Raw genomic sequence first — 12719 nt, forward strand, 5'->3', positions numbered from 1 at the left:
GTTAGGCAACAGTTGTCTCTCGGCCCGGTCGCTCTTTGGGTTCTGCCTGCTCTCGCCTCGACGGCGCTTCTATCGGACGATGGATGCAGGCGCAGCTTCGATCCGAGATGCCCTATCTCATGATCGGGCGGATGCTGTTTTCCGCGGCAGGATGAACGGACGCCCGCCCTCTTGCACCTGTCCGACGCGCCAGGGAACGCCGAACACCGCGGCGACGAGTTCGTCGCGCATCACCGTGGCGGGCGTGCCCCGCGCGACGATCCGGCCCGCCTGCATCACCACCAGGGTATCGGCATAGGCCGCGGCGAGGTTGAGATCGTGCAGGATCGCGACGATCGCCGTACCGGTCGCGGCCAGTTCGGCGGCGACATCGAGAAGTGCCGTCTGGTGACGCAGATCGAGGCTCGCGGTCGGCTCGTCGAGGAACAGCACCTGCTGCATGGCCAGCGTCCGGCCAGCGGCAAGCTGGCACAGCGCCCGGGCGAACTGGACCCGCGCCTGCTCGCCGCCCGAGAGCGTCGGATAGGCCTGATGCGCGAGATGATCCGCATCGGCCCGGCGGAGACTGTCATCGACGATAGCGTCCCGCGCGCGCCGGCTGAGGCCGCGGCCGATGCCGTCGAGGCCGATCCGTGCGAGCTGGGCGGCGGAGAAGGGAAAGGCGAGCCTCTGGGCCTGCGGCATCACCGCCCGCATCACCGCGAGCCGCCAGGGCGGGATCGCGCCGATCGGCTCGCCTCCGTAGCGGACGCCGCCGCGGCTCGGCGTCAGCTCGCCGCTCAGCAGCCGCAGCAGGGTGGATTTCCCGGCGCCGTTGGGCCCGACGATGGCGTGGATCCGGCCCGGCTCGATCGTCAGATCAATGTCTTCCACAAGGTGGCGCCCCGCCACCGCGTAGGCGAGACCGTCGGCGCGAAGGCATTCAGGCATCGGCCAGCGCGCCCCGGCCCAGCAGCAGCCACAGGAAGACGGGCGCTCCGACGATCGCGGTGACGATGCCGATCGGCAATTCGGCCGGCGCGACCACGAGGCGGGCGATGATGTCCGCCAGAACCAGCAGCGCACCGCCGAGGAGGGCGCAGGCCGGCAGCAGGCGCCGATGCTCCGGACCGATCAGCAGGCGCAGCACGTGCGGGACGACGAGACCGACGAAGCCGATCACCCCCGCCGCCGCAACTCCCGCCCCGACCGCGAGGGCGACCAGCACGATTACGATCCGCTTCAGCCGCTCCACGGCGATCCCGAGGTGGAACGCCTCCGCCTCGCCGAGAACCAGGGCGTTGAGACCGCGGCCGAGGAACGGAACCGTCAAGAGAATCGGCAGGATCGCCGGGGCGCTGGTCGCCACCTTGGTCCAAGTGGCGCCGGACAGGCTGCCGAGCGACCAGAAGGTCAGATCGCGCAATTGCCGATCATTGCTGGCGAAGACGAGAAGCCCGGTTAGGGCCCCGGTCAAAGCCGCGAGGGCGATGCCGGCGAGCAGCATCGTCGCCACGGAGATACGCCCGGACCGGGTGGCGACACGGTAGAGGCCGTAGGTCGTGGCGAGGCCGCCGAGGAAGGCCGCCGCCGGCAGCGCGAGATAGGGCATCGATCCGGGGATGCTCAGGGCGGCCAGGACGCGGTCGCCGAGGACAATCACCGCCGCCGCGGCAAGACCCGCTCCGGCCGAGACGCCGACCAAGGCCGGATCCGCGAGGGGATTGCGGAACAGCCCCTGCATGAGGGCACCGGAGACGGCGAGCCCAGCACCGACCATCAGGCCGAGCAGGGTCCGCGGCAAGCGCAGGTTGAGGACGACGAGGGCGTCCCGGGCCCAGGTCGGATCGGACGACCCCGATCCGCCCCCCAGGATGTCGAGGATGCGCATCGGCGGGATGGAGATCGCGCCGAGGCCGAGGGAAAGCAGAAGGATTGCCGAGACGAGCAGGCCGAGCCCGGCGAAGACCGAGACCGCCCTCCCGCGATCCTCAGTCACGGGGCAGGTCCGGATAGACCGCCCGCATCAGAGCGGTCGCCGTCTCCGGCGTGCGTGGGCCGAAGCCGAGGAGGGCGAGGCCATCCATGGCGACGAGGCAGCTTCTGGCGGCAGCGGGCGTCTGCGCGAGCGCCGTGCCGGCGGCGAACACCGTGTCCGCGGCGAGGGCGTGCCCCCCATTCGCCATCACGATCACCGCGTCGGGCGCCGCGGCGATGATGGCCTCGTCGGTGATCGGCTTGAAGCCGCTGAGGCCCTCGGCGGCGTTGTGAAGACCGGCCAGGGCGAGGATGCCGTCCGCCGTACTGTCGCGACCGCCGGCCATGACGCGCCCGTTGGCGAGGGAGAGCACGACGAGGGCGCGTGCCGGCCGTGCGATCCGGGCGCGCCGTTGGGATAGGGCGGCGAATTCGGCCTCGACCGTTCGGCACAAGGATTCGGCTGCCGCCTCGAGTCCGACCTGCTGGCCGATCGTCCGGATTTTGTGCAGCACCCCTTCCGCCGTCGGCGGATCGGTGATGATCGCGACCGGAATGCCGGCTTCTCGGATCTGATCGAGGACCGCGGGCGGCCCCGCGCCCTCGGCCGCGAGCACGAGGTCCGGACCGACCGAGAGGAGGCCCTCCGCCGACAATGCGCGGAGATAGCCGGCATTCGGCTTCTCGCGCAAAGCTTCGGCCGGATAGACGCTGGTCGTGTCGACGATCGCGATCCGCGGGCCCGCACCGAGGCGCCAGAGGATTTCGGTGACGGCTCCGCCGAGGGAGGCGATGCGCGTGGCCGAGGCCGCGGCACGGGTCGGTCGGATCGCCGCGCCGAGGCCGAAGCCGGCGAGGGCGCCAAGGATCGAACGACGCGAAACGGCGGGCATGGAGGGATCAGCAGTCATTTGGTGAGGATCAGCTTGTTGTTGCTCGTGATGCGGAGGCGGTAGCTCGACCCGTCATGGACGATCACGATCTCGCGCCGCCCCTGCATGAGCGCATCCGACGCGATTCTGGGTTCGATCATCGGTTCGGTTTCTCGGCTCGATCCTGCCGCAGTGAGACGGAGATCGATGATCGAGACAGGATCATTCCCCGATATTTCAGGCATTGGCGAACGCAGCTATTTTCGGATTTATTATCATTCCAAAAATCAAATCTGTTGTGATCATGGGCTGATCAGGCGTAGGCGCAATTGTGGCCGGGGACAAGCTTGACGGCGCTCCGCTGCACGAGGGAACCCCATCGGTCATGGCCGCCGCACAGCCTAGTCCGACGAGGGTCACCGGCAGCTTCAGCGGGCGACGCTTCGAGTCGGTCCAGCCTCACCACTTGCAGCCGTCGGTGAGACGTAGAATGCACCCCGGCGGATCCGCCCCCTCTCGATTGAGCCCGTCGCCGTGTACGCCGGCCCGCTATCGCTTTCGCTGGAAGGAGTGTGCGGTGGCCGTTACGCCGCCGACGTCGCGATGCGCGCCGTCGTGCCGTAGCGAACGCCCTTCTCCTTCAACCAGCGCCGGTAGGCGACCGACGACGAATCGGCCCGCGTCGGGATTTCGGCCCGCGGCTCCAACGGCAGGAGGACGGGCCGCTGATTCTCGAGGATGATGCGATCCTGCAGGAAGATCATCTGCTGGAAGGCCAGGAGGTCGGCGTCGCGCGAGGCTTCATCGATGAGGAACATCACGGGATGGGCCCGCGAGCGGCCCGGATCGAGCGGCTGGACGAACAGGCAGATCACGTCCCAGCGGTTCGCCGCATTGGGGCAAGTCTTGTAGAGCATCGTGACGTAGGGCGCGGCGACGCGGTACTCGTAGCGGGTCAGCAGGCCCCCGGTCGCCGAGACTGCCGCCTGCGGCTGGAAGAACGTGCAATTCGTCGCCCAGACCTCGTCGACGTCGCGCCGAATCTCGCTCGTGTACTGCGCAACCTCGGTGTGCGGCTCGGCGCCGAGGATGTCGGTATGGACGAAGGGGAAATGCGCCATGTCGAGGAAATTCTCGACCAGGCGCAGGCCGGAGGCGCGCACCGAGACGGCGCCGCAGACAACGTGTCGCCGGTCCGGCTCGTCGGCCTCCGGGATCGGAGGCGGCTCGCCCCGCGGCGCTCCGAGGCTCGTCCAGACGCAACCATAGAGTTCACGCACGGGCAGGCCCCGCCCGCTTGCATCGCGCACATTCGGCGGCGCGCCCTCCGCGCCCGCTTCCACGACGACGTTCTGTCCGAGGAGCCGCGTGGTCCAACAGCCCCGGTCGAGCTCGGTCAGGGCGCCGACGACGTACCAATCGTCCCGCACCGCGGGTTCGAGATCCGAGCCGGTCGCCATGGCGATCTCCTCCGTCATTGCCAGATTCGCCGCATCGTGGCGGCGTGCTCGGCCAGCAACGCCTCGACGTCGAGGCTGCAGAAGGCCCCGTCCGCGATGATCTGACGACCGTCGATGAACGAGTGGGAGACCCGGAACGGGCCGCACATCACCATCGCGGCGAGGGGGTCGCGCTGGGTGCCGGACAGCCCGAGCTGGTCGAGCTTGACCGTGATGAAATCGGCGCTCATGCCCGGTCCGAGGTGGCCGACATCGTCGCGCCCGAGCAGGCGCGCGCCGCCGCGGGTCGCCATCGTCAGCGCTTCGCGGGCCGAGAGCGCGCCCGGCGAGCCGCCGAAGCCGCCGCGCCCACCGGGTTTCTCCGAGCCGTAGCGCGTCGGCGCTACGCGCTGGAGGAGTTGGGCGAGGCGCGCTTCGAGGAACAGGTTCGAGGTGTCGTTCGAGGCCGAGCCGTCGACGCCGAGCCCGCATGTCACGCCCGCATCAAGCATTTCGCGAATCCGGGCGATGCCCTGGCCGCAGCGCATATTGGCGGAGGGGCAATGCGTCATGCCCGTGCCGGTCCGGGCGAACTGCGCGATCTCGGCGGCGTCGAGGAAGATGGCGTGGGCAAACCAGACGTCGGGGCCGAGCCAGCCGACCGATTCCGCGAACGCCACGGGCCGCATGCCGAAAGCGGCCTCGCACCACGCCTCCTCGTCGAGATCCTCGGCCAGATGGGCGTGGAGATGGACATCGTGGGCGCGGGCCAGCTGCGCGGCTTCCCGCATCAGCCCCGGCGTCACCGAGAAGGGCGAGCAGGGCGCGATCACGATCCGCGTCATCGCGTGGCGGCGCGTATCGTGATGCGTGTGGATCAGCCGCTCGGCGTCCTTGAGGATCGCCTCCTCGCGCTCGACGCAGGAATCGGGCGGCAAACCGCCCTGGCTCTGACCGCGGGACATCGCGCCCCGCGCCGCATGGAAGCGCAGGCCGATCTCCCCCGCGGCGCGGATCGTGGAATCGAGCGTGACGTCGTTGGGGGCGATGTAGAGGTGGTCCGAACTCGTGGTGCAGCCCGAGGCGATCAATTCGGCCATCGCCACCTTGGCCGAGACCGCGATCGCGGCGTCGTCGAGGCGCGCCCAGATGGGGTAGAGCGTGGTGAGCCAGGTGAACAGCGTGTCGTCCTGTACCATGACCCGGGTGAGGTTCTGGTACATGTGATGGTGGGTGTTGATCATGCCCGGCATGACGAGGTGACCAAACAGATCGATGATCCGGTCCGCCTGTCGTCCGGCCAGTTCCGCCGTCGTGCCGACCGCCTCGATCACGTTGTCACGCACGAGGATCGCCCCGTCGGCGATCTCGCGACCGCCATCGTCGAAGGTCGCGAGAAGGGCGATGTTTCGGACGAGCAGCGTCGGCATCGAAATCTCAGCGCACGTCGCGGTGATAGGGCCGCGCGAGCGCCGCAGGCTCGGCGAAGAACGGCTTGAGCCGCCGCCACGCGACCACGGGCAGGATGATGAAGGCGATGGTGCCGAGATAGGGCAGCATCGACAGGATCGCGGGCGCCACCGGCCAGCCGCGGGCTTGGCCGACGAAGCCCAAAGCCGTGATGACGCCGAAGACCAGTGCGGCGGCCACCGCCGTGAGCGGGCGGTAACCCGCGAAGATCACGAGCGCCACCGCGATCCAGCCGCGGCCCGCGACCACGCCCTCCGACCAGGACGGAACGAAGGCGAGCGTCAGGTAGGCGCCCGCGCCCCCGGCGAGGCTCGCCCCCAACGCCACGTACCAGAAGCGGATGGCCGTGACCGGAATACCGGAGGCATCCGCAGCCGCAGGGTTCTCGCCGACCGCCCGCATATTTAGGCCGTGGCGCGTCTTGAACATCAGCCAATGGATGGCGATCGGGAGGATGAAATAGATCAGGTAGACGAGCCAATTCTGGGAGAACAGCGCCGACCCCACGACCGGCAGCTCGCTCAGGTAAGGAATTGGCACCGGCTCGAACGTGGCCTTCGCGGGCGAGCCGGCATAGGGGCGCCCGGCCGTCGCGGCGAGGCCCGTGCCGAGCAGCGTGAGCGCCAGGCCGCACAGGACCTGGTCGGCGCGCAGAAGCACGGTCGCGAGCGCGAACAGGCAGCCGAACAGGAAGCCGACGCCGAGCGCCGCGACGAAGCCGAGCGTCGGACTCGCGGTCGCCGAGACGGTGGCGATGCCGGTCAAGGCGCCCAAGGCCATCAGCCCCTCGACGCCGAGATTGACGACGCCGACCCGCTCGGCCAGCACCTCCCCGAGGGCGGCGAGCGCCAGCACGCCGCCCGCGAGCACTGCGGTGGCCAGGATGCCGGTGACGATCTCCATGGCGCGCGCTCCCTCAGCCGGTCGGCGCCGGTCGACGCACGAGCTTGTAGTGGGCCAGTTCGTCGCCGATCGCCGTGAAGAACAGGATCAGCCCGGTGACCGCGAGCACGGCGCTGGTGTTGAGCCCCTGTGCCGAGAGGATGATGCCGGCATTGAGCAGGGTCGCCATCAGCGCGGCGGTCGCGAGCACGGCGAGGCATGACCCGCGGGCGAGGACCGCGACCATGATGCCGAGATACCCGTAATTGTTGGAAATGCCGCCCTGAAGCCGATGGGCGGTCCCGGCCAGTTCGATCATTCCGGCCATTCCCGCCACCGCGCCCGACAGCAGCATCACCGCGACGATGCGGGCCCGCACGGGAATGCCCGCATAGACCGCCGCTCCGGGATTCGCGCCGGCCACGCGGGTCTCGTAGCCGAACCGGGTGAAGGTCAGGGCCGCCGCCGCCACGACCGCAACCGCGACCGCGATCGGCAATCCCCAATGCCCCGCCTCGCCGAGAGGCGGCATCTCGTAGGGCACCCGCAGGGTGGCCGCGAGGGCGCCGCCGGTGCGGTCGCGCCAAGGACCGGTGGCGACCCAGGCGATCAGCAGCGCCGCGACGAAATTGAGGAGCAACGTGGTGATGAGTTCGTTCACGCCGGCATAGGCGCGGGCGATCGTCGGCACGAGGATCCAGAGCGCCCCCGCGACGGCGGCGGCGGCGGCCATGGCGAGCAGCATCACCGGCTCGGGTCCGTCGAGATGAAGACCGACGGCGGCCGCGGCGAGGGCGCCGATGCCGAATTGCCCCTCGCCGCCGATGTTCCAGAGACCGATCCGCGTCGTCAGCGCCACGGCGATCCCCGTCAGGATCAGCGGCGTGACGAGCAATCCGACATCCTCGAGTCCGGCGGTCGAGCCGGTCGCCGTGTCCCAGAAGTCGGCGCCCATCGCGATCGGCGCGCGGCCCGTCATCGCCAGGACGATGCCGGCGCAGGCGAGCGCGGCGAGGATGGCGAGGATCCGGCCGGTCAAGGCCGCCGCTCTGTGCGCGGAGGGCGTCCGCTGCAGGCGCCAACCCATCCTAAATCCCTCCCGTCATGGCGCCCGTCCCGACCGGTCCTGCCGCTGACCGCCCATCATCAAGCCGAGCGTCTCGACGTCGGCCTCCGCCGTCGGCAGCGTTCCCATGATCCGCCCGTTGAAGAGCACGGCGATCCGATCGGAGAGTTCGATGAGCTCCGACAGCTCCTCCGAGAACAGCAGCACCGCCTTGCCCTCGTCGCGGAGCCGCGCGATCAGCGCGAGAAGCGTCTCGATCGCGCCGACGTCGAGGCCACGGCTCGGATAGGCGGCGACGAGCACCCGCTCGGCGATGCGCGTCTCGCGCCGCGCCACGAGCCGCTGCTGATTGCCGCCCGAGAGGTTGCGGGCGGGCATCTCGAAGCTCGGGACCGCGACCTCCGCCGCCGCCGCGATCGCGCGGGCGAGCCGGCCCGCGGCCCAGGGCCGGAACAGTCCGAAGCCGCCGACCGGCGGACCGCCATACTCGCGCAGAACCGCGTTGTCGGTGATGCTCAGGGACGGCGCGAGGCCCGCCCGCAGCCGGTCCTCGGGGATATGGCCGATGCCGCGTCCGGCGAAGCCCGCCGCGTCGCCGGGCTTCGCCAGCCTTCCATCGATGCGGATCACGCCGGCCGTGATCGGGCGCATGCCGGTGACGACCTGGCTCAGCTCGCGCTGACCGTTGCCGGCGACGCCCGCGATGCCGAGGATCTCGCCGCCGTGCAGCCGCAGCGAGATGTCGTGGAGCGCAGGCAGACCGCGATCATCGAGCGCCGAGATGCCCTCCATCGCGACGACGGGCTCGGGCGAGACGGGCAGGCCCGGTCGCCGCGGGCGCACCTTCCGCAGGGTGATCTCGTGACCGACCATCAGGGCGGCGAGGCCCCGCTCGGTCGCGCCCGCCGCCTCGCGGGTCGCGATCTTGCGGCCGCCGCGCAGGACGCTGATCCGGTCGGCGATGGCGATGACCTCGTCGAGCTTGTGGCTGATGAAGATCACGGCATTGCCGTTGGCGCGGAAGGCCCGGAGCGCGCGGAACAGATCCTGCGCTTCCTGCGGCGTCAGAACCGCGGTCGGCTCGTCGAGGATCAGGATGCGCGCGGCGCGGGCGAGTACGCGCAGGATCTCGACGCGTTGCTGCTCGCCCGCCGAGAGATCGCCGACGCGGGCGTCCGGGCGCACCTTGAGGCTGAAGCGCTCGGCGAGCGCGCGGGTGCGCGCTTCGAGGACGGAGGCGGAGGCGCGCCACGGCGTCTCCTCCCAGCCGAGATGGACGTTCTCGGCGACGGTGAAGGCCGGGACCAGCTTGAAATGCTGGTGGACCATGCCGATCCCGGCGGCGATCGCCGCCTGCGGGCTCGAGAGATCGCGCGCGTAACCGTCGAGGATGATACGGCCCGCATCCTGCCGGTAGATGCCCGTGAGCACGTTCATCAGGGTCGATTTGCCCGCGCCGTTCTCGCCGAGCAGGGCGTGGATCTCGCCGGGCATCACATCGAGATCGACGCCGTCATTGGCGACGATCCCGGGAAACGTCTTGGTGATGCCCTGAAGCGCGACGAGCGGCGGCGTGCCGGGCGGGAGGTCCGACCGACCGCCGGTCTCGGGAACGACCTCCGCGCCCGTCTCGACGCGTTCGGTGCGGGCGAGAGCGGGCGCGCTCACGGGCTTGAACCCGGCGATCCGGTCACGCGCCGAGCCCGGCCACGCCCTCGATCGACCAATCCCATTTGTAGAGGTCCATCTCGCTCATCGTCTGGCCCGCCGGGACGCGCACCTTGCCCTTGTTGTCGCGAATCTCACCGGCGAAGGGATTGAAGCCGCCGCTCAACATCTTCTCGCGCACGGCATCGGCTTGCTTGGCCACCGCCTCCGGCACGGTCTCGCCCCAGACGTCGCGATCGACGCCCTTGCCGAGCGGCAGGATGGTGGCCTTGGGCTCCCAGGTCCCGGCGAGCCGCTTGGCCACCTGATCGACGTAGTACGCCTTCAGATCGATGACGACCGAAGAGACATAGGCCTTCGGGCCGAACCGGCGCATGTCGGTGTTCCACATCGCCGCCTTGATGCCGCGCTGCTCGGCGATCTGGAGGTAGCCGGCTTCGTCCATGATCCCGAACAGGAAGTCGCAGCCGTTATTGGCGAGCGCCACGCCCGCCTGGGTGGCCGCCTGCGGATCGAACCACGAATTGATCGTCACGACCTGAAGCGTCGCCTCGGGCTTCACCGAGCGCGCGCCCATGAGAAACGCGTTGGTCGAAGCGTAGCACGAGGTCACCGGGAAGGACGCGACGTAACCGAGCTTTCCGGTCTTGCTCATCAGGCCCGCCGCGACGCCGATCACGTAGGTCGGGTACCAGTGGGCGAAGTAATACCAGCCGAGGTTTTCCTCTAGGCTACTGCCGTTGCATTCCATGAAGGCGATGCCGCGGTTGCGCTTGGTCACGTCCTTGTAGAAGTCGCCGTATTGCGACGTGGCGAAGATCAGGTTCGCCTTCTGCGTCGCGAATTGGCGGAAGGTGCGGGTGGCATCCGCCGAGTAGGGGATCGACTCGACGAACAGCGTCTTGGCCTTCGGAAACGCGGCCTGGACGGCCTTCATTCCCTGGTCGTGGCTCCAGGTCCAACCCTCGTCATTCACCGGTCCGACATGGCCGAAGGCGATGACCGCATCCTTCTCGGCGACGGCCGGAAAGCTGGCGGCCTGCGCCCCACGGAGACTTGGCGGGAGGAGGAGCCCCGCACCAGCGGCGGTCCCGAGGCCGAGGAGGCGTCGGCGATCGATCGACAGTGCACTCTTCACCACTGTTCTCCTTCGGTCCCGCACGCGGCGATGCGCCCTCTGCATCCGGGCATGCGGCTCTGCCCCCGCGAATTTCCGCAAGTTCCGTGCCCAAGCACGGCAGGGGGCCCGTGAACCGTCCCATCCTGGCGGCTCGGCCGATCTCGCTGGACCGGTGCGTGCGCATCTGGAGACCCGGCCCGGCGCCCGGGCTTCGTCGAATGCGGCAAGCAGGAGGTTGGTAGGCACGCGTCTCCCTCGGCGGCCACAGCGCCTTTTACCCGCTGCCACGCCATCGGCGCGGAAGCCGACGGGGGTGGCGCGAATGATGCAAGCCGCCACGATCGTGAGCCGAAGCCTGCGCGGGGCGTATCGGTCCCGATGCGGTTCGCAGCGTGCCGGATTCCACCGGCTGCACGGAATGGGGTCTGCTCAAGTTTTGGATATGCGCGCGACGTCACTCGTGAGCCGGATTCGCGGACGGGGCCCCGAACCGGCCCGCGATCTCTCCGCAGGCGAGACGTCACCGGCTTCGGGCCGGATCGCCCTGGTCCAGGGGGCCGATTTCGCCCGCCGGAACGAGGGCGCGGCCGGGTCCGCATCCGGTCGGCCCGCCGCCAGAGCGGCGTGCTAATGCGGCGGCAGGCTTTGCTCGCCTTCAGCGGCAGATTCCGGCCGGAGAGTTTCCTGGCCTTCATGGATGCACGGGCGCGGCTGCTCGATCTGGTGCTGCGCCCGCGCCGGAGCGGCCCGGACCGCGTGGAGGTGATCGTCGACGGCGAGGACGCCCTGATCGGCATGTTCGAGATGGCCTGCAGCCTCGGGCCGATCGACTGCCTCGTCCTCGACGTCGCGGAACTCGCCGAGGCGAGCGTTCCACCGCCCGCGACACGGGAAGAGGAGGGCGCATGAGCGATCCGGGCCAGCCGCAGGGATGGTACGCGGTGGCGCTCGCTGCCGACCTCGATCCCGGCACCTCCGCGGGCACGCGCCTGTTCGGTGCCGAACTCGTCGTCTGGCGCGACGCGGCCGGGTCCGCCCATGTGTGGGAGGACCGCTGCCCCCATCGCGGCATGCGCCTCAGCTTCGGCTTCGTGCGCGGCGATCACATCGCCTGCCTCTATCACGGCTGGCAGTACGACGCGGCCGGGCAATGCCGCTACATTCCGGCCCATCCCGACCTCGCGGTCAGCCCGATGATCCGGGCTCGGACCTACGCGTCTCTGGAGCGCCTGGGTCTCGTCTGGGCCGCCTGGGGCGAGGAGCCGGGACCACCGCCGGATGCCGGTGCGGACAGCCTGACGCCGCTGCGCAGTCTCTATCTCGATCGGCCCGCCGCCAGGGTCCGGACGGCATTCGCGGACGCATCTAAAGGCGGTCTCGCTTCCGGCCTCCTGCGCACCACGCTCGCCGAGATACCGGTCTTGGTGGCCGTCCAGCCGCTCGCCGATGATCGCTGCGCCGCCCACTTTCTCATCGATCGGCCAAGCGATGCCCTGACGCGCTCGGACCGAGCGCGTGTCGCGAGCGCTTGCATGGCTTGGCGCCGGTCGGTCGAGGCACGAAGCGGGGAGAGGGCCGCCTCGTGAGCCTGACCCTCTACGACTACGAACTCGACGAGAACGGATACAAGGTCCGGCTGCTGCTCGGCGCCCTCGGGTTGCCGCACGCGACGGTCGCCGTCGACATGATCCCCGGGGCCGAGCAGACGCGGGCGCCGCTGATCGACCTCAATCCCCTCGGCACGCTGCCCATTCTCGTCGACGGGGAGACGGTCCTGCGCGAGGCGGAAGCGATCCTCCTCTACCTCGCACAGAGGTTCGACCCGGGCGGACCATGGCTGCCGCGGGAGCCGGACGCGTTCGGGCGGACGATGGCATGGCTCGTCTTCGCCGCGCGCGATCTCCATGCCGCGACGCTCGCGCGACGCACGGCGATGTTCGACGTCCCGGGCGATGCCATCGCCCTTGAGCGCGCATCGCGCGACGCCTTCCGCGCCATGGAGGATCACATGGTGCTCCAGGCCATCGCGGATGCGGGCTTCTTCGTGGGTGCGACCGCGACGCTGGCCGATCTGGCCTTGTTTCCCGCCTTCGCCCTCTCGCGCGACCACGGCATCGACCACGAGGCCTACCCGGCCCTGCGCCGCTGGGCGCGCCGGGTGCGGGCCCTCCCGGGCTTTCGGACGATGCCCGGCATTCCGGACTACCACTGATCGGACCGTATCGAGGGTTTGCCGTGAAGAAGGG

The 12719-nt window shown here is 69.8% G+C and carries 13 protein-coding genes; 3 read left to right on the forward strand and 10 right to left on the reverse strand.

Annotated elements, in window-relative coordinates:
- Positions 1–117: 117 nt before the first annotated feature.
- From MFF26_RS21945 to MFF26_RS21990, 10 genes are all read right to left on the reverse strand, one after another.
- A complete protein-coding gene (locus MFF26_RS21945; RefSeq protein ID WP_137828060.1) occupies positions 118–930 on the reverse strand; it encodes a heme ABC transporter ATP-binding protein in 813 nt (270 codons plus the stop codon).
- Positions 923–1978 (reverse strand): FecCD family ABC transporter permease, encoded by a 1056-nt coding sequence (locus tag MFF26_RS21950; RefSeq protein WP_238308563.1) that lies wholly within the window; start codon positions 1976–1978, stop codon positions 923–925. The genes MFF26_RS21945 and MFF26_RS21950 overlap by 8 nt, the downstream gene beginning before the upstream one ends.
- On the reverse strand, positions 1971–2849 hold the full coding sequence (locus MFF26_RS21955) for a heme/hemin ABC transporter substrate-binding protein (RefSeq protein ID WP_137828058.1): 879 nt from the start codon (positions 2847–2849) through the stop codon (positions 1971–1973). Before MFF26_RS21955 ends, MFF26_RS21950 begins: the two co-directional genes overlap by 8 nt.
- A 14-nt stretch (positions 2850–2863) precedes the next feature.
- Positions 2864–2989, reverse strand: coding sequence for a hemin uptake protein HemP (gene hemP / locus MFF26_RS21960; protein WP_137828057.1), 126 nt, complete (start codon positions 2987–2989; stop codon positions 2864–2866).
- 423 nt (positions 2990–3412) lie between these two features.
- Positions 3413–4288 (reverse strand): aromatic ring-hydroxylating oxygenase subunit alpha, encoded by an 876-nt coding sequence (locus MFF26_RS21965; protein ID WP_137828106.1) that lies wholly within the window; start codon positions 4286–4288, stop codon positions 3413–3415.
- A 14-nt stretch (positions 4289–4302) separates the two neighbouring features.
- Positions 4303–5697: an 8-oxoguanine deaminase gene (locus tag MFF26_RS21970; RefSeq protein WP_137828056.1), complete on the reverse strand. Its 1395-nt coding sequence runs from the start codon at positions 5695–5697 to the stop codon at positions 4303–4305.
- 7 nt (positions 5698–5704) lie between these two features.
- Positions 5705–6640 carry an ABC transporter permease gene (locus MFF26_RS21975; protein WP_137828055.1) on the reverse strand — a complete coding sequence of 312 codons (936 nt, stop codon included), beginning with the start codon at positions 6638–6640 and terminating at the stop codon, positions 5705–5707.
- Positions 6641–6653: 13 nt separating this feature from the next.
- Positions 6654–7706, reverse strand: a complete 1053-nt coding sequence (locus MFF26_RS21980) for an ABC transporter permease (protein ID WP_137828054.1) — start codon at positions 7704–7706, stop codon at positions 6654–6656.
- A gap of 15 nt (positions 7707–7721) precedes the next feature.
- On the reverse strand, positions 7722–9353 hold the full coding sequence (locus MFF26_RS21985) for an ABC transporter ATP-binding protein (protein WP_137828053.1): 1632 nt from the start codon (positions 9351–9353) through the stop codon (positions 7722–7724).
- Between the two features lie 22 nt (positions 9354–9375).
- Complete coding sequence (locus MFF26_RS21990; protein ID WP_238308564.1) at positions 9376–10491, reverse strand: BMP family ABC transporter substrate-binding protein; 1116 nt, start codon at positions 10489–10491, stop codon at positions 9376–9378.
- Between the two features lie 675 nt (positions 10492–11166).
- Here MFF26_RS21990 and MFF26_RS21995 point away from each other — a divergent pair.
- The 3 genes from MFF26_RS21995 to MFF26_RS22005 are packed head-to-tail and all read left to right on the forward strand — an operon-like array spanning position 11167 to position 12685.
- Complete coding sequence (locus MFF26_RS21995) at positions 11167–11382, forward strand: hypothetical protein (RefSeq protein WP_238308565.1); 216 nt, start codon at positions 11167–11169, stop codon at positions 11380–11382.
- The gene (locus MFF26_RS22000; protein ID WP_137828050.1) at positions 11379–12059 is read left to right on the forward strand and encodes a Rieske 2Fe-2S domain-containing protein; all 681 of its coding nucleotides are present in this window, start codon (positions 11379–11381) and stop codon (positions 12057–12059) included. Before MFF26_RS21995 ends, MFF26_RS22000 begins: the two co-directional genes overlap by 4 nt.
- A complete protein-coding gene (locus MFF26_RS22005) occupies positions 12056–12685 on the forward strand; it encodes a glutathione S-transferase family protein (protein WP_137828049.1) in 630 nt (209 codons plus the stop codon). Before MFF26_RS22000 ends, MFF26_RS22005 begins: the two co-directional genes overlap by 4 nt.
- Positions 12686–12719 lie beyond the last annotated feature (34 nt).

Origin of the sequence: Methylorubrum suomiense (assembly GCF_022179765.1) — a bacterium.
Classification (GTDB): domain Bacteria; phylum Pseudomonadota; class Alphaproteobacteria; order Rhizobiales; family Beijerinckiaceae; genus Methylobacterium; species Methylobacterium suomiense.